The sequence below is a fragment of the Methylophilus rhizosphaerae genome (assembly GCF_900100975.1).
Lineage (GTDB): Bacteria > Pseudomonadota > Gammaproteobacteria > Burkholderiales > Methylophilaceae > Methylophilus > Methylophilus rhizosphaerae.
In genome coordinates this window covers 201009-220268 of the sequence record NZ_FNFX01000003.1, presented here as the reverse complement: position 1 = coordinate 220268, position 19260 = coordinate 201009, and the positions used below count along the sequence as shown (strand labels likewise).

At 50.6% G+C, this 19260-nt stretch carries 17 protein-coding genes; 7 read left to right on the top strand and 10 right to left on the bottom strand.

The genetic code is table 11. The features are described from left to right. The first annotated feature begins 155 nt into the window (after positions 1-155). The 3 genes from BLP53_RS07895 to BLP53_RS07885 all read left to right on the top strand — a co-directional run bounded on the left by BLP53_RS07895 (position 156) and on the right by BLP53_RS07885 (position 3761). Complete coding sequence (locus tag BLP53_RS07895) at positions 156-1802, top strand: EAL domain-containing protein (RefSeq protein ID WP_245652718.1); 1647 nt, start codon at positions 156-158, stop codon at positions 1800-1802. Positions 1803-2052: 250 nt separating this feature from the next. Then, entirely contained in the window at positions 2053-2505 is a 453-nt protein-coding gene (locus tag BLP53_RS07890; protein WP_091471619.1) for an RrF2 family transcriptional regulator, read from the top strand. A 74-nt stretch (positions 2506-2579) separates the two neighbouring features. After that, on the top strand, positions 2580-3761 hold the full coding sequence (locus tag BLP53_RS07885) for a globin domain-containing protein (protein WP_091471618.1): 1182 nt from the start codon (positions 2580-2582) through the stop codon (positions 3759-3761). A gap of 169 nt (positions 3762-3930) precedes the next feature. Here BLP53_RS07885 and BLP53_RS07880 read toward each other — a convergent pair whose 3' ends face one another. After that, positions 3931-4857, bottom strand: coding sequence for a hypothetical protein (locus BLP53_RS07880; RefSeq protein ID WP_245652717.1), 927 nt, complete (start codon positions 4855-4857; stop codon positions 3931-3933). Positions 4858-5099: 242 nt separating this feature from the next. Between BLP53_RS07880 and BLP53_RS07875 the strand changes: the two genes are divergently transcribed. Next, entirely contained in the window at positions 5100-6959 is a 1860-nt protein-coding gene (locus BLP53_RS07875; RefSeq protein WP_245652716.1) for a GGDEF domain-containing protein, read from the top strand. A gap of 44 nt (positions 6960-7003) precedes the next feature. On the opposite strand, the gene BLP53_RS07870 is transcribed toward BLP53_RS07875, so the two are convergent. Next, on the bottom strand, positions 7004-7381 hold the full coding sequence (locus BLP53_RS07870) for a hypothetical protein (protein WP_091471617.1): 378 nt from the start codon (positions 7379-7381) through the stop codon (positions 7004-7006). Positions 7382-7700: 319 nt separating this feature from the next. Between BLP53_RS07870 and BLP53_RS07860 the strand changes: the two genes are divergently transcribed. Next, entirely contained in the window at positions 7701-8930 is a 1230-nt protein-coding gene (locus BLP53_RS07860; RefSeq protein WP_091471615.1) for an EAL domain-containing response regulator, read from the top strand. Between the two features lie 112 nt (positions 8931-9042). Here BLP53_RS07860 and BLP53_RS07855 read toward each other — a convergent pair whose 3' ends face one another. Then, positions 9043-9639 (bottom strand): short chain dehydrogenase, encoded by a 597-nt coding sequence (locus BLP53_RS07855; protein ID WP_091471614.1) that lies wholly within the window; start codon positions 9637-9639, stop codon positions 9043-9045. Between the two features lie 110 nt (positions 9640-9749). Between BLP53_RS07855 and BLP53_RS07850 the strand changes: the two genes are divergently transcribed. Beyond that, on the top strand, positions 9750-10640 hold the full coding sequence (locus tag BLP53_RS07850; RefSeq protein WP_091471613.1) for a LysR family transcriptional regulator: 891 nt from the start codon (positions 9750-9752) through the stop codon (positions 10638-10640). A gap of 66 nt (positions 10641-10706) precedes the next feature. On the opposite strand, the gene BLP53_RS07845 is transcribed toward BLP53_RS07850, so the two are convergent. The 3 genes from BLP53_RS07845 to BLP53_RS07835 form a co-directional block, all read right to left on the bottom strand. Next, the gene (locus BLP53_RS07845; protein WP_091471612.1) at positions 10707-13274 is read right to left on the bottom strand and encodes a bifunctional diguanylate cyclase/phosphodiesterase; all 2568 of its coding nucleotides are present in this window, start codon (positions 13272-13274) and stop codon (positions 10707-10709) included. Further along, complete coding sequence (locus tag BLP53_RS07840; RefSeq protein ID WP_091471611.1) at positions 13258-13677, bottom strand: hypothetical protein; 420 nt, start codon at positions 13675-13677, stop codon at positions 13258-13260. Before BLP53_RS07840 ends, BLP53_RS07845 begins: the two co-directional genes overlap by 17 nt. A gap of 106 nt (positions 13678-13783) precedes the next feature. After that, positions 13784-14134 carry a helix-turn-helix domain-containing protein gene (locus BLP53_RS07835; RefSeq protein ID WP_091471610.1) on the bottom strand — a complete coding sequence of 117 codons (351 nt, stop codon included), beginning with the start codon at positions 14132-14134 and terminating at the stop codon, positions 13784-13786. 189 nt (positions 14135-14323) lie between these two features. Here BLP53_RS07835 and BLP53_RS07830 point away from each other — a divergent pair, with 189 nt between their 5' ends. Beyond that, complete coding sequence (locus BLP53_RS07830) at positions 14324-15088, top strand: S24 family peptidase (protein WP_091471609.1); 765 nt, start codon at positions 14324-14326, stop codon at positions 15086-15088. A gap of 487 nt (positions 15089-15575) precedes the next feature. Here the strand turns inward: BLP53_RS07830 and BLP53_RS07825 are convergent, their stop codons facing one another. The 4 genes from BLP53_RS07825 to BLP53_RS07810 all read right to left on the bottom strand — a co-directional run bounded on the left by BLP53_RS07825 (position 15576) and on the right by BLP53_RS07810 (position 18847). Then, positions 15576-15767, bottom strand: a complete 192-nt coding sequence (locus BLP53_RS07825) for a hypothetical protein (protein WP_091471608.1) — start codon at positions 15765-15767, stop codon at positions 15576-15578. A gap of 90 nt (positions 15768-15857) precedes the next feature. After that, positions 15858-16094: a DUF2171 domain-containing protein gene (locus BLP53_RS07820; protein WP_091471607.1), complete on the bottom strand. Its 237-nt coding sequence runs from the start codon at positions 16092-16094 to the stop codon at positions 15858-15860. A gap of 343 nt (positions 16095-16437) precedes the next feature. Beyond that, positions 16438-17535 (bottom strand): mechanosensitive ion channel family protein, encoded by a 1098-nt coding sequence (locus BLP53_RS07815; protein WP_091471606.1) that lies wholly within the window; start codon positions 17533-17535, stop codon positions 16438-16440. Positions 17536-17812: 277 nt separating this feature from the next. After that, positions 17813-18847 (bottom strand): sulfite exporter TauE/SafE family protein, encoded by a 1035-nt coding sequence (locus BLP53_RS07810; RefSeq protein WP_091471605.1) that lies wholly within the window; start codon positions 18845-18847, stop codon positions 17813-17815. Positions 18848-19260 lie beyond the last annotated feature (413 nt).

The following is a 19260-nucleotide window of genomic DNA, read 5'->3' as shown; positions in this document are numbered from 1 at the left end:
TCTTCACACCTTTACTGGCAAGCCTCAAGAACAATATTCAGATATATCCATAAATACCATGCTGACCATGCTTGTACCCCCTCTACATTTGCTGCCTTGCAGGCAGGCACCCCTTCCCTTATGACGATACAGGCTGATTATCCGGAAGCTGGCCGATGCTACGCCAGTTCGCGACCAGGCTGGCTTTGCGGGAAGGTGGGTATATGTACCACATATTAAAAAAGGACTGGCGGAACAAAAAAGTATTGACCGGCATGACGCTCCTGCTGGTCATCGCCACCGCATGCATTTCCATTTTGTTATCGCTAATGATTGCCAGGAACCAGGCCATCTCCCAGGAAACAAGCCGCCTGCATGAAATCACCAGTGATGTACTGGCGCGCATGCACATGTCACGTGAGCAGCATGCCAATATCGTGCGCTACTTTGCGGCGGTAGCGGATAGCGATGCCTGCCTGCCCGAAAATATCCGGAAAATGCAGGAGTTTAATGTTTCCAGCCCGTTTTTGCAGGCGGTGGCCCATGTCCGGGATCAGCGCATTGCATGCTCGTCCACGTCGGAAATCTTTGACAACCTGAACCTGGGCAGCCCCTATCGCATCGAGCCAGATGGCACCCGCTTCTGGAACCACATCACAGTACCCAACTGGCCAAACCGGTTAGTGCTGATGGAAAAAGCCGGCTGGGCCATTATGTTTGTACCCGCGCATGTACTGGAAGCGTTAGGTAACGCCGAAGTGGCCGTCGGGGTATTCAATATCCAGTCCCTGGCAATATATACCGCCAGAGGAGAAATCTTCCCTGAGTGGCTGGAAAAATACCAAGGTAAGCAAGCGCTTACATTTGTCGACGACCAGCGCAGGATGCTGGTGCATATTGCACCCAACCATGTGGGATTGACTGGCGTGGTCGCAGCTGCGCCCTTGCAGCAAGTGAATGATGTGATGACCTTCATCCAGATTCTCATTCCCCTCGCTACCGTAGTCAGCCTGTTACTGGGCGGCCTTTTTTTCTATGTGCGGAAAACCAGGTACTCCCCTAAATTTGCCATTCTGCGGGCCCTGGCAAACCATGAGTTTTATATGGAATACCAGCCTGTCATCAATCTGCATCACAACCAGTGCGTTGGCGCTGAAGCCCTGGTCAGGTGGCGCACATCGGATAATACGTTTATCAGCCCGGAGCTGTTTATTCCCGCAGCAGAGGCCTCCGGTGTCATCTGCCAGATCACGCAACGGGTGTTTGAATTAGTGGCAAAAGATATGCGGCATGTATTTAGCCAATATCCGGATTTCCATGTCGGCATTAATATTTCATCCCATGATATCCGCTCCGGTGCTTTACTCTCCTTGATACAGGCCTTTAAGGAATCGAGCGGTGCGCACGACCACCAGATATTGATAGAAGTCACTGAGCGGGGTTTCCTCGATGACGACGAGGGCCTCACTGCCATCAGGAATATCCGCGAATGCGGGGTTCGGGTAGCGATTGATGACTTTGGCACCGGCTATTCCAGTTTATCTTACCTGACCAAGTTCCAGCTGGATTACCTCAAAATCGACAAGACCTTTATTGACTCTGTCGGTACCGACGCCGTGACCAGCCATGTAGCATTTCATATTATTGAAATGGCCAAAACGCTGAAACTGGACATGGTGGCAGAAGGTGTCGAAACGGCGGAACAGGCAAAAATCCTGCAGGAACGTGGCGTCCACCATGTCCAGGGCTGGCTATTTTCAAAATCCCTGAAGGTCAATGAATTTTATCGTTACCTGGCAAACCATGCGCCTCCTGCCTCTTAAGTGGACAGGCACTCTCCGAAGGCAATCACGTACTGGTTCGATAAACTGTTGTGCCCATTGTCACTGACCGTATGACCGGGGAAGCGCTGGTAAAACCTGGCATATCAGCCAGAAATAGCAGCGCCGGCGAACAACCTTGCGGGTCAGCCAAACCGCATGTATACAGGATGAATACTGTCAGCCGTTAAAATAAGTATTTACGTTTTATTAATATGCATTTAAAATGCATATTAATTATTGAAAGTGTGATGTGCAACTTACCCGTTTTTCAGACCTAGGTTTACGCCTGTTGATGTACCTGGCAGTGAATGAGCGCGAAGCCCCGCCCGTGACCGTGGCAGAAGTGGCGCAGCAGTTCAACATAGCGCGCAACCACCTGGTGAAAGTCTCTGCCACCCTGACGAAATATGGCTATATCCAGTCCATTCGCGGACGTACCGGCGGTATCGTGCTGGCCCGTGCGCCAGACCAGATCAGGATAGGTGATGTGGTACGCCTGCTGGAAGGGTCCGAACAGCTGATTGATTGTGACGCCCTGCATTGTGTATTGAATCCGGCATGTGGCCTCAAGGCAGCCCTGCACCACTCATTGATGGTCTTTTATGAAACATTGAACACCTATACGCTGACCGATGTCCTGAAAGGAAAATCAACAGGGTCGATACAGCAAATACAACGGAATTATATCCGGCTTGCCGGATAAAAACAGAGGGCGTGATCGCCCGTTTTTTTGAAGTAAAACATGCATCTTATATGCATATTAAAAGGAGTTGAGTCATGTTTTCCGAAGCAGCCGTTCCCTATATCAAAGCCAGTGTGCCTGTATTACGCGAGCATGGTGTAAAAATCACCACCGTGTTCTACAACAGCTTGTTTAATACACACCCGGAATTACGCAACGTTTTCAACATGCGCAACCAGGCAGACGGCACCCAGCAACAGTCACTTGCGGCGGCCGTATTTGCCTATGCCGCCAACTTTGAGAACCCTGCCGCCCTCGCACCTGTGGTCACCCGCATCGTGCACAAGCATGCCTCGCTGGGCATTGTGCCGGAGCACTATCCTATCGTGGGGACGCATTTGTTAGGCGCCATCAAGGAAGTCCTGGGCGATGCTGCGACACCGGAACTGATAGATGCCTGGGCAGAAGCTTATGGCGCGCTGGCCAATGCCTTGATTACCGAAGAAAAAAACCTGTATGCCAATACTGTCATGGCGGGTGATTTGACTGACATGCGTGTGGCAGAAGTGATTGAACAGAGCCCGACGGCCAAAACCCTGAAATTACAGCCGCTGGGCAATGAGGGAGTTCCCAGCTACAAACCGGGACAGTATGTCAGTGTATATATCACGTTTGCCGATGGCCATCGTCAACCCAGGCAATATAGCTTGTCGGATGCGCCAGGTACGCCCTACCTGTCAATCACTGTTAAAAAAGAACCGGCTTCCGGCAAGGCAGACGACAAATCAGTATCCAACTGGATCCATGACCATGTTGCCGTGGGAGACACATTGCAAGTCAGCCATCCTTATGGCGAATTTGTGATAGATACCCGCAGCAAGAAACCATTGGTCATGCTGGCGGCAGGCGTCGGCATTACACCCATGATGGCAGCACTGAACCAATTGGTACGCACCAATCCAAACCAGGCGGCACATCTGTTGTATGCGGTCCGTTCGGAAGCAGAATACCTGCATCGCAGCGAAATTGAAAAAGCCATTAAAAACATGCCAAACCTGACATTCAAACTGTATATCAGCCAACCGGAAAACGGTGCAGCCAACAGACTGACCGTCAGCGATATTCCTGCTGAGACCCTGGCAAATGCAGATATCTACCTGTGCGGCCCGGCAAGTTTCATGGCAGCGCAAAAAAGCGCGCTACTGGCAGCGGGTGCCCATGAAGACAGTATCCGCAAGGAAGTCTTCGGGCCAGATTTATTGGCAGATCTGGTGTAATAAAAAACAGGCCGGTCACCGGCCTGTTTTTTAATGGTTACCTCGTCGGCAACCAGCTAACGTACAAACAGGGCAATCAGGATAATCAATGGAATAGGAATCCCTAGAAAATATAACAGCAATGAGCGCATATCGCCTCCAGAGTTAACAAGAAATCAAGTGAAGAATATTAAGCATCACGGCAACGGCCACCCCAGGTCGCGGCTAAACTTGCTGAGAAGGCACCCACCAGCAAAGAAACAAACAGCCACAGCGTGATATAAATGGATGCTTTGCGTGCCTGGTCAGCAGCTTCTTTCGCCTTGGCCACTGCCTCTTTGGCGGCAGAGCGCATGTTGGCATATACCTCGTTCACCCGTTGCTCAGCCTCAGGCTGGCTCAAACCGGTATGGCGGGAGACCAGTTGGGCAAGATAAGCCGCATCCTCAGCAGGCAACGTGTCCGCAGCACCGGCATGTGCAAAAATACGCGTCACTTCGGCAGCCGGTAGTTGTGCTGGAGAAGCAGAACCGCTTTCTGCATTTTTACGAAATAACGTATCAACAAAATAACCAACCTCCCCTTTTGCTTTCTGCCCTTCACGCGACTGACCGTCATGTGCGCCAGCCACTGCAACAGCACCCGCTTTGGCAGCGCCACCCGCCAGGCCGGCAGTGGCATGTACGCCACCATGCAGCGCAGCGCCTATGGTGGTTGTCAGCAGAACAGCCATGGCCAGCGTCGCCAGCGCCCACGCCAGGAAACCATGCGCAGTGTCGCGAAAATATACTTCATCCAATTGGGTGTCTGGCCACTTCACGCGCAACCTGCCAGCCAAATAACCTCCCATGCCTGAAGCAAGTAGCTGGGTCACGGTGATCCAGACGATGGCCGACACCCCAAATGTAGCAGCCTCTACACCATGGCGCGCCCAGGGGGAAATAGAGGACAGGCCTAATCCCATGCCGAGCAATAGCAGGATCAGTGACAATGCTGCGGCCGCCACGGCCCCTGCCAGTATCGCCGCCCACGAGATGGCTCCCGTATGTATCGCATCCAGAGGGCTCTGGTTTGTACGGTGTACTGCAGCCTCATTCGATAAAATCGCTTGTGCCATGATCAAACTCCTTTTTATACATGATGTGGACGCCAGTGAAAGGATACGCTGCCATCATGCGGAGTTGCCAGAAAACGCCCTATACCATTTACACTGAATTTCTTGTAGGAATTGACGGACGCGTCATTCATATACAAGTCATTTGAAATTTTTGTGACACCCTGCCTAAACAGCCATTTGTCATTCAAGTTAGGAGACAATGCTTACGTTATTGCAACAATAGAACCTCCATGCTTGCACACATGAAACATGAATTGATCGAAAGCACTTCTTCAATCACTAACCTTGCCTATAGCTGGGGTGCCCAGTGGGGAGATGCGCAGTACATGTTATTTGAGAAAAATCGGGCCACTGATGCGCAGCTGGTCACCAATATTTTAAAAAACCGCCAGTTAACCTCGGTTTACCAACCGATTGTCTCCTTGCAGAATGCAGACATTTATGGTTTTGAAGGGCTGATCCGCGGGCCGGCTGAAACACCGCTGCACTCGCCCCTGGGTTTGTTCGAGGCCGCCAAGGCCTGCCAGTTGCTGACAGAGATGGAGCATCTCAGTCGCCAGGTCGTCCTGGAAAATTATGCCGCCACCTGCAAAACACGCAAGCTGTTCCTGAACAATACGCCGGAAATGCTGTTGCTGGCCACGCCCAATAAGGGCGAGACACTGGCCTATCTGGCCAGGCTGGGACTGGAACCCAAGCAGATTATCATCGAGATCACCGAACAGACACGCAATATGGATTACAGCCAGTTGCGTAAAGCCGTGCAGTATTATCGCGACATCGGCTTTGAAATTGCCATGGACGACCTGGGGGAAGGATTTTCCAGCCTGCGCCTGTGGTCAGAGCTGAAGCCGGATTACGTCAAGATTGACAAGCACTTTATCCACCATATCCACGAAGACCAGGTCAAATTCGAATTTGTCCGCTCCATTCAGCAGATTGCCCGCAACGCCGGGGCCAAAGTCATTGCCGAAGGCATAGAATGCCATGAAGAACTCAGCATTATCAAGGACCTTAAAATTGACTTCGGCCAGGGTTATTATCTGGGCCGGCCTGAAGCGAACCTGATTCAGTCCGTGGCTGCCGAGGTCAGGAAACAGCTTTCCAGGAACACGCTGCACCTTTACCAGAACAGCTATATTGCGCTCGATCACCGCTCCAACGTGAGCAAGCTGCTGAAGTACATCCAGCCTATTCCGGCAGCCATGTCCAATAACGACGTCATGCGCCTGATAGAAGCGGATAGCAGCATCCATATGCTGCCCGTCGTGAATGGCGAAACGCCCATCGGTTTGATTACCCGCTATGCCATGATAGACAATCTGGCGCGACCCTTCCGCCGGGAGTTATATGGTGCCCGCCGCTGCGCAGAGACATTTATGGACAAAAATCCATTGATTGTCGATAAATCCATGAGCTTAAAAGCCTTAAGCGACATTATTGCCGAAGAAGCTCATCATTTCAGTAACGGGTTCATCATTACCGATAATGGCCGCTATCTCGGTATAGGGCGTGGGCAGGATTTGTTGCGCGAAGTCACGCAAATGCAGATCAATGCCGCACGCTACGCCAACCCGATCACCCTGCTGCCCGGCAATGTGCCTATCAATGAGCAACTGGATCGCCTGCTGGCCTCTGAATGCTTCTTCAGCGTCTGTTACTTTGACCTGGATACCTTCAAACCCTATAACGATACCTATGGTTTCCGGCGCGGGGATGAAATCATCAGCTATATCGCCAGGTTACTGATGAATCATGTAGACCAGAGCCTGGACTTCGTCGGGCATATTGGCGGCGATGATTTCATTGTGATTTTCCAGAGCGACGACTGGCAGGCACGCTGTTCACGAATCCTGGAAACCCTGAAGCAGGACGTCATCGGATTTTACGATGAAACCCACCAGGTCGCAGGTGGTATCATTGCCGAAGACAGGCAGGGCAATGTTGTGGAGTATCCTTTTGTCAGCCTGTCTGTGGGTGCGGTGCAGGTCAGTCCCGGCCAGTTCAGCTCACAGCACGAATTGTCTTCTGCCGTCAGTCTCGCCAAAAAAGAAGCCAAAAAAACGCCAGGCAACAGCCTGTTTGTTGAGCGCCGGCGTTAAGCCTGCAACGCGATGCCTCTTACCAGGCAGCGATCATTGGCTGCCTAGGCAAATACATGTGTCACGCTGGAGATGGGTGCTGGTTTGGGAGGCACTTTACGATCAGCCGTGGCTGGTGCAGAAGAATGTTCGTCTTCCCGCAACACTGCATCCATCAAGTAATTCGCTTTGCCTTGTTTAAGCTTCACCATATGGGCCTTATCAATGTGCGGACTCAACTGTGCGACAGCGCGGGCCTTGACGTGATGGTGGACACCCGTTTTTGCCGCCGGCATGCCGCCATTAGAAAGGGTGCCCAGCGAAATAATGGCCATCATAAACCCTACCGACATAATGGGCAGGGCTGCTGCCACTGCACCGGCCGTAATCGCGGCCAGGGAGGCCGCGCTGGCCGCTTCGTTCAGTGTATTGGATGGTGTCATGATGCAATCTCCCTGCCTGGTCAACCGGATACCTTATTGGAGACCCTGGCCTTAATTTTATAAATCAGTGAGGCTCCATCATGCTGGTTTATGGCGCACGCCTGTATACCACTTTTGCTGAATTGCATGTAGGAATTATCGGACAAGCGCCTCTCCCTGCGCGCATCTGGGTGGCGACAGCCTGATGCATCGTTGCCAGGCAAGCTGGTTGCACTGAACTTTCCCGGCCAGGAAATCACTAACCACATTTAGTGATCATTTGTTCTCGATCATCTCAGGCAATACATAATGATTCAAATAATGAAAAGGGAGTCATGCCATGAAGACACAAAGCCTGTTGGTCCTGGATGGGGATGCCAGTGTGGCAAACACCATTGCACACGAAGCCCGGTACCTTGGATTCGAGGTAAAAATAGTTGATGATCCCCACTTATTTATTGATGAGTTCCATACTTGGCAACCTTCCCACTTAGCCATTGATTTACTGCTGCCGGCCATTGATGATGCGGAATTACTCGCCCATCTGGGCAGGCTGCATTGCCAGTCCACTATTATTTTTACCAATGGCACCACAACGCCCATGCTGCCTGCCGCACAGTTGATCGCCAGTGAAAACCGGCTTAGTGTGGCCGGTGTGTTGCCTAGGCCCATTGACCCGCAAGCCTTAAGAAGCCTGTTATCCGGCACCCCGGCGACATCATCACCGCCGACCCATACCGGCATGAGCAGGGAACAGTTTATTGCGGATGCTGCCAGCATTGCCCATGCCCTGCAACACAAACAGTTTATGTTGTATTACCAGCCGCAGATTGATTTGCCTAGCGGAAAAGTCACGGGACTGGAGGCCCTGCTCCGGTGGCGTCACCCCACCTTTGGCATGAAGTTGCCTGCATCATTTATACCGACAGCTGAAAAAACCGGGCAGATCACCCAGTTAATGCAGCTGGTGGTCACCAGTGCTTTTGACTTCCTGCAAACACTGGCGGCTGATCTGTCCCTCTCGTTCAATGTGTCAGTGAACAATATCCGGGATCCTGCTTTTGCAGACGCGTTGCATCACGCCTGCCAGACATTCAATATCGCCCCGCCAAGAGTGGTACTGGAATTCACTGGCGCCACCAGCCTGGCTAATCTATCGCAGATTGAAGCCCCGCTTAAGCATTTAAGCCATCTGGGCTTCAAACTCGGCATGGAGAATTTTGGCACAGACTACCCGTCGACAGCCCAACTGGCAAAACTGCCCCTCTCCGAACTGATCATTGATAAATCACTGGTGGCGAGCATGGAGCATTCTGCAACATCCAGGAAAGTCATTGCTTCCGCCATTCAACTGGCTGAAAAACTGGGGTTATCCACGCTGGCAGAGGGTGTGGAGAATGACATAGTTGCAATTGGCTTGCGAGAACTGGGCTGCCAGTCGGGCCAGGGGTATTATTTTGCCAAACCCATGGACAGGGAAACCACAGCCGCCTGGCTGCAGCACTGGAATCAGCAATTGATCGGCACCGGCCGCCCTCAACCTGAGGCGGAGAAAGTACCGCACTCATGAAACCAGGGGTAGAAAGTCATTTCTCCCTTCACTGAAACACCTGCCTGACTGTAATATCGACAATACGTACGCGCACCGCCCATGCACGATCTCGCTGGCGCAGTGATGACGATTACCAGACTTTATATGTCTGGCCGGTCTGGTGACCTTCCACACTCTTGCGGTACGCTTTCGCCACCAGGGCTGACGGGACAGGTGTTGCGCCAGGCACGCCGGCGCCATACAGGTGCCAGGACTCTTCCAGCACATTGGGGCTGACCGCGTTGATACGGCGCCCACCATCCAGTTCGACGGATACCCCTCTGATAAATCCGTCAACAGATGCATTCACCGTCGAGAAGCTGGCACCGCCACGATGCGGATCATGACTCAGGCTACCACTGGTTAAGGTGATGGAGCCGCCTTCGTTGAGGAACCTCTGCCCGACCAGGGCCAGGTTCACCTGGCCCATCAGTTTCTCATTGAGGCCAAGTTTGAACTCTTCCGCCGTCATGTCCTTGAATACGCCCCAGTGCACGTTACCGGCAGCGGCAATAATGGCATCGACTTTTCCCACCTGGCTGAACAGTTTCTCCACGCTGGCGATGTCTGCCAGGTTTACCTGGTATTGGCCGCTGGTTTTACCGGCAGTAATGATTTCGTGCTGCTGGCCCAGCTCTGCAATAATGGCTTTACCTATCGTCCCTGTACCCACTAATAAAACTTTCATCTCGTTCTCCTGAATATGTTGAATGGGGTGTCACTGGTAGAAATTATGTAACTTTAATTAAGCGCGATAAATCCTGTAATATTAAAAATATATTTTACCTGGAGTAAAAAATGGATCGTTTGCGCAGCCTGGAGGTATTTGTTTCCGTGGTGGAGCTTGGTAGCTTCTCATCTGCTGCCAATGGGTTTGGCATCACACCGGCCATGGTCAGCCGTCATATCACCGGCCTGGAAAAACAATTGGGCGGCACCTTGCTGGCCAGAACCACCCGCAGTATGAAACTGACAGAACTAGGGGAGAATTATTACAAAAACTGCAAACACATCCTGGGCCTGCTCAGCGCAGCTAACCTCGGTGCGGAAGCACTCACCCGCAGGCCGCAGGGCAATTTGAAAGTCAGCGCTTCCCTGGGGTTCGGTGCGCTGGAACTGTCGCCCAAAATCAGCCAGTATTTAACCGGCTACCCGGAAGTCAATATCGAACTCTCGCTCACCGACAGATATGTCGACATTATTGAAGAAGGCTTTGATGTGGCCATCAGGATAGGCGAATTGAAAGACTCTTCGTTAAAAGCCAGGCGTATTGCTGATTTCGAACTGGCCATCTGCGCAGCGCCGACCTACCTGGCAAAAGCGGGTTATCCGCGCACGCCCGATGACTTGCCGCATCATGAGTGCCTGGAATTTGCCAGCTGGGGCAATAAAGCGGGCTGGCAATCGCTGACCAAGACCAGTAGGCAAACACCTGCCCGGGCACCGCGATATACAGCCAATAATGGCCATGCCCTGCGCGATGCTGCCCTGGCGGGTATCGGGTTAATCATGATGCCGCGGGCACTATTGCAGCAGGATATTGAAAGTGGCGCCCTGATCGAAGTGATGGCGGACTATCTTCCCAGGCCAAGGCCCGTCTATGCCGTGTTTCCCGGTGAAAAACAACTGGCTCCAAAACTCTCTTCTTTTATCGACTTCCTGGCTGACAGTTTCAGCATCAGGCACTAGCGCCCTGCTCCCTGCAGCGCAGTCATATACGCTGGCTACCTGCCAGATTCACTACCGGGGCAGTTATTAAACCACTTGCTTAGCCTCATGCGCCTGTAACCAGGCTTCAAAAGCCGGCTTGGGTAAGGGTTTCGAATACCAGTAACCTTGGATGTAATCGCAACCGATACGTGCCAGCAAGGTCAGCTGCGCTTCGGTTTCCACCCCTTCGGCAACCACTTTCAGGCCCAGTTTATGGGCCATCATGATAATGGCTTCCACCAGCGGATAATCGGCAGCGTCAGTGGCAATATTGGCGATAAATGTGCGGTCAATTTTCAGGTAATCCACATCAACATGCTTGATATAGGCCAGTGAAGAATAACCGGTGCCAAAATCATCAATCGCCATTTCCATGCCTGCTTCGCGGAAACGCCACAGCTGGGCTGCGGTTTTTTCCGAGGCATCAAGCAACACACCCTCCGTGATTTCAACACATAAGCAGTTGTGACTATTGGCAGCAGAGGCCAGCAAGGTGAACCAGCGATCAAAATAAATGCTGTTTTTAAATTGCACCGGCGAAAGATTGACGCTGATCTGGAAATCGGGATGAAAGCGCGCGCGCCATTTCAGCGCCTGCTCCAGGCACTCCATAAACACCCAGCTGCCGATTTCATGAATCAAACCGGTTTCTTCTGCCAATGGAATAAACTCTTCGGGACTGACTATGCCCATGGTGCGATGCCGCCAGCGAATTAACGCTTCCGCCTTGGTCACGGTGCCGGTGTTCATATCCACTACCGGCTGATAATGAATCTCCAGCTCTTCATTGATCAGGGCATTACGCAATTCACGCTTTTGCTCGGAACGCCGGTGCGCTACATATTGCATGTCCTGCGTATAAAAAGAGTACTGGTTACGGCCCAGTTTCTTGGCTTCATACATGGCCTGGTCAGCGTTTTTAATCAGGTTAGCCGCGTCTTCGGCATCGTCAGGGTACACCGTAATGCCAATGCTCGCCGAAATATATGTGGCATAACCATCAATCATGATGGGTGCCTGTAACAGCTCCAAAATAGAGGCTGCGACCTTGATCGCCGGCTCGAAATCCTGTACATCCGCCAGGATCACGGTAAACTCGTCTCCGCCCAGGCGCGAGGTGCAATCAGTCACGCGCACCACTTCCTTCAACCGCCGTGCAACCTCGACCAGCAACTGGTCACCACCCTGATGCCCCACCGCATCATTGACCTCCTTGAAACCGTCCAGGTCTAGATATAGCAAAATGATCTTGGTACCTGTGCGATTGGCACGCAGCACGGCCTGTTGTAATCTTTCCTGGAACAGGCGGCGGTTGGGCAAATGTGTCAGCGCATCATAATTGGCTTCATACCAGATACGCTCTTCGTGCTTCTTCTCCTCGGTGATATCGGAAAGCAGCACCACCCACCTGAATGCCCTTCCCCTATCATCATTGATAGTATTCACCTTGACCCAGTTGATATATTCTTCACCGGTTTTCTTGAGGCCGCATACTTCCCCGCGCCAGGCGCGACTCCCCTGCAATGTTTGCCGGATGACATCATAAAAATCCTGGCCGTGCCGGGGAGCACCAAAATCGGCGGGATGATGCCCGATCACTTCTGCAGCACTATAGCCAGAGATCCTGGTAAAAGCGGGGTTGGCTGCGATGATCTTGCCATTGATATCCAGCACCAGCATGGCTTCACTGGTATTTTTGAAGATAGCATCCGATAACCTGAGCTCTTCGGCGGTATGGTGGCGCTCAATCGCGATACGGGCCAGGTTGGAAAGATATTCCAGCTGCTCAATATCGGCTGGCGAAGGCTTCTTGGGTGTCCGGTGATAAATGGCAAACGTGCCCACCACCTCATTGCCATCTACCATAATCGGCACAGACCAGCAGGAAGCCAGGTCATTATCGGCCGCCAGTGCCCTGTATTCGGCCCAGAGCGGATCCGTCTGGATATCCTCCACGATCACCGGCTGGCCTTTAAAAGCCGCCGTACCGCATGAGCCGGCATTGGGGCCAATCTGCAGTTTTCCTATCGCCCGGGAATACGCCGCCGGCAAGCTGGGAGCGACATAACTTTTCAGGAAAAGCCCGGATTTATCCAGTAAAAGAATGGAACACAGGCGTTCGGGAGTTTCCTCCTCCACACCACGCGCCAGATAGCCGAGAATATCTTTTAACGGCGCATTATGTGCCACCAGGGCCAGCACCTGGTTCTTGATATGCTCTCGCTGCTCTGCCCGCTTGCGATCCACAATCGGCCGGACAATGACACAGCTAAAGGCCTGGCCGTGATGCTCTACATAATTCGCATTGACTTCCACTGGCAAGAAACTGCCATCTTTTTTGCGGTACTGTGTTTCAAACGTCCTGAAACCTGTCATCCTGGTGCGGTCAAAATACGCATGCCTGCTACCCGGCGAATAACTGGTATGAATCGCGGCAATATCAAGCCCGCACATCTCCTCCTGAGTGTAGCCCAATGCCTTGCAAGCTGCGTCATTTACATACACAACCTCGTCCGCCGCATTGATCCAGATAATCCAGTCCTGGATTTTGTTCAGGGAGAAACGTGAAAATAAAGCGAACTCCGGAAAATTCTGCTTACCCGCCATTGGCATGCCAGCCCCTCCAACGCAAACGCTGGTAACGACGCATCTGCACGTGGTCGCTATCTTCGCAAGCCTCCATTTTACTAGACCGCATGGGGAAAAAGGAGCCAGCTTGCAAAGCGATGCCTGCGTTCGGGGCAAGATGGAATGCAGCCGATGCAAACAGCCTCAGGGCCTGCATCATATGGATCAGCAGGTAGCGCGTAACACTAAAGGAGCGCACATACGGGTACAAACAAAAGCAGGCGTTCATATGCTTATCCATACCAATACCGTGTTCAAACAGGTTTTTACCCCGGTCTTCCGAAGAATGATTGTGCCCATTGCCAAGGTAACATAGTGCATCGGCCACATAAAACCCAGGCCGGTGATAGCCCCCCTGATTAACCTGTACCGCAAGAGCATCCCCCATGAAATGGGCGGTTTGTGCCTTGCAAGCCGGCACCTCAGGGACGGATGCACTGGTTGAGAAGACTCAACCAAATCGCCTGAAAGTGTGGCTATCTCTATCATGCGGCTTATTTAACCTTTGGGTTGGCATTTACATTGCCATTTACAGTGGATGGCGTAGAATTTTGGCTGTTCTTTGCAAGATTGCTTGGATGCCTGCCCAGGCCACGTTCGCCCCGACCACTTTTAGGAGAACCGTCTGCATGATAGCGACTGGGCCAAATAGTTTGGGGTGTCACACCCAGAAACTCGGCCAGCATTCTCTCTGCTTTAGGGTAGGGTTTATTTAATGCGCCTAACAGGTATGAGTTATTCATACCTTTTTCGCGGGCAACACGAGTAATGGATGTGTCGCGCTTCTTGAATGCGGCAATCACATCCGCACGATGCCAGTCCGATGAGGCTGGTTTTTTTGGCATGTTTAATAACCTGTTTCGTTTATACACAGCCAAACTGTAAACCTGTAAACATTATTTGTCAACAATAAACACCAAGGTAACAGTTGATCTTTCTTTGGATTTGCCGGTGACTTTAGAAAAGTATTCATCAATCATTCACTTAATAGATGCTGTTATCTGCAATACAGGTAACAGTAAGAGGTAACCATCATGCAAGAAAAAGTGTTACCTGTCATTAGGTATGAAAATATTGGCGCCATTGCGAAAGGAATCGCGGTTACAGATCAGGGTAGCTATTACAGTGCAACGGCAATTGCCTCACTGGGTGGACGTTTTCCAGGCAGCAGGATGGGCGTCTACAAAATGGCCGAGCGTGAGGAATGGGATCACATCAATTTGCCAGGAAAAGGCGCGAAGGAAGGCGTTAAATATTTCAGGCTACCCGAAGGAGATACCCAGTATTTAACGGGTGAGACGTTTTATGTTGATAAAGCCGCCCGGCAAGATCCAAACAGGAAATACCAGCGTCCGGCAAAGCTGGATACGATACAAATTGAATCCCTCCCTGATGTGTATGGCCCAACCGGGTCCGGCCTGGCCACTCAAGCTGATCAGGTATCGGTGGCCCTCACCATCAATGCTGCAGACTGGAATCGCTACGTTGGCCTGGACTCCCGATATATCAAGATGGCCAAAGTATATGGCGACAGCATGAAGCCCACACTTAGTCATGGCGACCAAACCCTGGTAGATACGGCCTGTAAACAGTTTATTGATGACGCCATCTACTGCATTATGCAAGGCGGGTTCATGCGCTTTAAGCGTATCCGCTTAAATCTGGATGGCTCTATTACCGTCAAGAGCGACAATGAAAAAGATGGATTTCCTGCGGAAACGTATACTGCCGAGCAGGCCGCGCAGTTTCATGTAATTGGACGTGTGATTCCACTCAAGTTCGGTTTGTTTGAAATTTAACGATTGCTACCCGCTCATGCACAAATTTGAGCAGGTTTACGCTCAGGTTCTGTTTACCCCTGTTCCAAACACGATTTGATGGCAATGCGGCAAAGCCTTACTTCGCCCCATTAATTAGAAGCGCTGTTTGCTGCCAACTGTGATGCAGACGTTGATAAGTGGGCATAGCGCGGGATTACTGATGGATCACTGTGCCCTAAGTATCTGCTGCCAAGTGTAAAGCGATTGACCATCATTCACCAGGAAACTCGTAACAGGTAGGCCGGTTGAAATAAAACTCGATATGACTATTCGTCAACAGACCTATACGGTTGATTCTTCCTTCGTGGCATTTCTAACCCTATCATAAGCGCTGATATAGTACGGTCATCATTCCCACCTTCAGTTTTTGCGACACCTGCTTGAAAGATGAATCAAAGGAATAGTTCAATAAAGCATGGCGATTAAGACCCCGCAAACCTAGCCTGCGCCAGCTTTTTACCTGGGCTTATTTTGGGGCGAATTTACTATCTTCCAGCCTCTTTCCAGGTTCCACTGCCGGTGTATTTTCGGGATCAATTTCTGTGGGTGGGCTACCCGAGTTTCCGTCATTGCTACGGTTAGGATTGATATCCTGATATTTGTTATGGTCAACCGGCTGTTCACTGGCACTTGCAGCTCCCTTATTGAGGTCTGCCATGAGCTTCTCCTTTCCAGGTTTGTCATTACATGGGAAACAGACATACAAAAGTAAACAAAAAGGGGCCTGAGCCCCTTTTTGTTTACCTGGCTAGTGATGGGTGGGAGTATTACTCCAATCCTTCATGGCCTGCTCTCCAGGCCTGTCTACCACCACCTTGCCGCTTTCAATGCCGGTCACCCAGCTGGTAGGGATATAGTGGTGCTGGCCCTGCGCATCTTTTTTCAACTTAATGGAATCGCTACCCTCCATATGATCGACCGTAGCGAACTGGCCGCCCTGTGAACAGACCACTGGCATTTCTGGAACAATCTGACTGGTATTCATATACTTCTCCTGTGAAAAGCCGGCAGTTCCGGCATACGCATAGAGTAGTGTGAATATATTTATGCGGTTATAAGTGATTTCTGATACTGGCGTAGGAATAAGACGATAGGAAGAAACACCCTGGGCCAACAGCTGAGGAACAGGTTCACGCGAAGCAAAAACATCGTACAGCAATCAAATAGAGACTGACTCTCTATCGAAAGCAAGCAATTTCGGCCAGATACCCGCTCTTTAATCAAACCTAGCGAGAGCAACCCCGGCAGCGATTACTCGTCGCAGCTGCCGGCTCCTGGTTGGCTGACTATGGCCCAAAACCTGTGACCAAGGAAAGAACTTGGAACTGCTAGTGGTATTTAGCAACATCCACTTCTGGCATCACCACTTTCAGGTCGGAATCTTTAGCAAAGTTAAGCGTCATCGTCGGGAAAGCAAAGCTGACTTTCATCGCCTCCAGCTCTTCCATCAAATATAAATTGATGGCTTGCTGTATATCCATATAGACGTTGTAACTGCTATCAAGCACATAATAAACAACTTCAAATTCAAGAGAGCTCAGGCCAAACCCCTTGAAGTGCGCACGGTCAAACCTGGCCTTGGATTGCGCAGTAATGGCATGTTTAACGACCTCGGGAATTTTTCTTACGACTTCCGCCTTGGTCTCATAAGTCACGCGGAACTCAAAAACAACCCGCCGCTCTGCCATGCGCTTGTAGTTATGAATGGTATTTTTCAATAACTCGGTATTCCCGCACACAATCTGCTCGCCACTCAGGCTGCGAATGTGGGTAGTCTTCAAACCGACGCGCTCAACCGTGCCTAATACATTACCGAAAATAATAAAATCGCCAATCACAAAAGGCTTGTCCAGCCCGATCGCGAGTGATGCAAATAAATCACTGAGTATATTCTGCACGGCTAGCGCAACAGCGACCCCGCCAACCCCCAGACTGGCAACGAAAGCGGTGATATTGACGCCGGTATTCGCAAGGATACTCAGCAATGCAATTGACCAGACGATTGTTTTAAAAATCCATGACAGCATGGTGGTCAGAACGGCATTTTCGGCGGCCCCATCAATGGCGACCACTTTGGCCCTGGCCCATAGCGTGATCCCTTTGCTCAACCAGATGGCGACCTGAATACCGATGACCAAAAAGGAAAGATAATCAAGACGAGTGATCCACCTCGAATTCAGCTCAAGGAAGTGCATGGCAAACAGCACTGAAAACAAGGCGAAAGTGAGCTGATGTGTACTACGCATGACTTCGATGACCAGATCACCCAGTTTCGTCGGGTTTCTCGCAGTGAAATTCGAGATTTTGCTGATTGCAAACTTCCAGACTATCAGCAGCCCACCATAGGCAAACATGAAGATGAACAATGTGTAAAGCCACTCATTCATGGTGAAACTGAGAAACTTGTATTGAAGCCAGCTATTCATTTTTATCCTTTATAAAAGATTAGATGATTAGTCAGGATATAGTTGGACTTACAGGGAGAACCACACGAGATTTGAGTAATAACAAGGTGAAACAAACAAGCAAACCACTTCCCAACAAAGACAAAATAAGACGGAAACTGACACGTTAAGTTCATTAATTAATTTCTGCATCCATGCCCTCATGTTGCCAATCAACCGCTGAACACCATGCATCCGGCACGGAAATCGCCACTCCCCGACGCGTACACCGGGCAAACACCTACTAACCTATGACGGGTTAGCGAAACTTGATTTTCTTGATTAACTGATTGCGAGCGTCGTAGTAATACGCTTCGTATGACACTTTTTTCAGAGAGTAGACCTTTTCAATCACCACCTTGTCAGCGGCAACGTCCTGCTTATGCACATACGCCTGCCTGACCTGGTCAAGCTGCGAAAATGGAATGATTCTCTCGAACTCGAAGCCTTCACCATACTTAAATTCAATGGTATAGATTAAATCGTCCCAATTGAAAGTTGCATCATAGCCTTTTGACAGCCTGACAATATGGACGTTAGGATAATGTAACTCTTGAATACTGATGAGCGCACTGCTCAATAAGATAAACCCTGACAGTACCATGGCACTATAGCCAATCTTGCTAAAGATGCTGATTGATATTTTGGGGAGCACGTATTTCATTAAATAAGTAGCAGCGACAGCAGCAACGGCAACCAACAGGCCGATATACAGCGCCTGCAGTGTCAACAATCCGAATGAAGTATATAAGCACAACTTGACGATATGCAGGCAAATCTCATTGGCTGCCCGTGTCGCCACAATTTCTTCCTTGCTCAAGCCATAACGTAGATACACGCCATTAAACAAGACGCCCACCGCACCTGTTAAGGCGGAAATAAACCCGGCCAGAAATCCAACGAACTTCATGAAACGATTTGAATGCAAAGACTTTTCAGGGCTTGAGACAGCCTGTTTCTTGAATACATAAGGCAAATTGGAAACAAGAAATAATGCCATGCATAACTCTATGTACACCGGCGCCAGATAACTCAATAGCCATGCCCCAATCAATACACCAACCAGGGCGGATGGCAAAAAATGTTTCACGATGTTCCAGTTGATTTGCCGGAAAAACAAATACAGCCGGGTCACTGAACTAACGGATGTCCCGACTGATAACGCGGCAGGCACCTGGGCGGCAGGTAACGCATAGCCAAGCACCGGAATCAGCAGCAGTCCGGCACCACCTCCGCAAATCATGCTTAACATGAACGCAATAAAAGCAACGAGGAATATATTGAGATAAATCATGAGTAGCGCTTAATGAGTGAAGAGAAAACCAGATGGTTACCAGGGCAAATGACTTGCATGATTAACGTGCTTACCTCACTCGGAACCAAAAGACCCAGCACGTTCAGCTTGGGTCTTTATCAATGATGGTGTGCCCCTCCGTGGGCTGATCACAGCACCAAGGGAGCGAGTACAGATGAGTTTGTGATCGTGACTCAGTCAATCAGAAATTTCCAATGCCTTTTTCACTGCTCACTTTTTTCACTGCGGATAAGTTTAGTCTTAACAAGACCGTCCATGATACCGAACCTTACCGTTTTTATGCCCGAAATTTCAGTACCAGCCTGTCATGCATTGCAATGCGTGACAGGGTTGAGGTTGCCAAAACGAGATCGAACTGGTTTGCCGGTTTCTTGCAGTGATTCTGCTCAATC

What these genes read in the sequence shown, in the direction of transcription:
- BLP53_RS07895 (WP_245652718.1), top strand. Translation starts at nt 156, where the DNA reads ATGCTACGCCAGTTCGCGACCAGGCTGGCTTTGCGGGAAGGTGGGTAT.
- BLP53_RS07885 (WP_091471618.1), top strand. Translation starts at nt 2,580, where the DNA reads ATGTTTTCCGAAGCAGCCGTTCCCTATATCAAAGCCAGTGTGCCTGTA.
- BLP53_RS07880 (WP_245652717.1), bottom strand. Translation starts at nt 4,857, where the DNA reads ATGGCACAAGCGATTTTATCGAATGAGGCTGCAGTACACCGTACAAAC.
- BLP53_RS07875 (WP_245652716.1), top strand. Translation starts at nt 5,100, where the DNA reads ATGAAACATGAATTGATCGAAAGCACTTCTTCAATCACTAACCTTGCC.
- BLP53_RS07870 (WP_091471617.1), bottom strand. Translation starts at nt 7,381, where the DNA reads ATGACACCATCCAATACACTGAACGAAGCGGCCAGCGCGGCCTCCCTG.
- BLP53_RS07860 (WP_091471615.1), top strand. Translation starts at nt 7,701, where the DNA reads ATGAAGACACAAAGCCTGTTGGTCCTGGATGGGGATGCCAGTGTGGCA.
- BLP53_RS07855 (WP_091471614.1), bottom strand. Translation starts at nt 9,639, where the DNA reads ATGAAAGTTTTATTAGTGGGTACAGGGACGATAGGTAAAGCCATTATT.
- BLP53_RS07850 (WP_091471613.1), top strand. Translation starts at nt 9,750, where the DNA reads ATGGATCGTTTGCGCAGCCTGGAGGTATTTGTTTCCGTGGTGGAGCTT.
- BLP53_RS07845 (WP_091471612.1), bottom strand. Translation starts at nt 13,274, where the DNA reads ATGCCAATGGCGGGTAAGCAGAATTTTCCGGAGTTCGCTTTATTTTCA.
- BLP53_RS07840 (WP_091471611.1), bottom strand. Translation starts at nt 13,677, where the DNA reads ATGGGGGATGCTCTTGCGGTACAGGTTAATCAGGGGGGCTATCACCGG.
- BLP53_RS07835 (WP_091471610.1), bottom strand. Translation starts at nt 14,134, where the DNA reads ATGCCAAAAAAACCAGCCTCATCGGACTGGCATCGTGCGGATGTGATT.
- BLP53_RS07830 (WP_091471609.1), top strand. Translation starts at nt 14,324, where the DNA reads ATGCAAGAAAAAGTGTTACCTGTCATTAGGTATGAAAATATTGGCGCC.
- BLP53_RS07825 (WP_091471608.1), bottom strand. Translation starts at nt 15,767, where the DNA reads ATGGCAGACCTCAATAAGGGAGCTGCAAGTGCCAGTGAACAGCCGGTT.
- BLP53_RS07820 (WP_091471607.1), bottom strand. Translation starts at nt 16,094, where the DNA reads ATGAATACCAGTCAGATTGTTCCAGAAATGCCAGTGGTCTGTTCACAG.
- BLP53_RS07815 (WP_091471606.1), bottom strand. Translation starts at nt 17,535, where the DNA reads ATGAATAGCTGGCTTCAATACAAGTTTCTCAGTTTCACCATGAATGAG.
- BLP53_RS07810 (WP_091471605.1), bottom strand. Translation starts at nt 18,847, where the DNA reads ATGATTTATCTCAATATATTCCTCGTTGCTTTTATTGCGTTCATGTTA.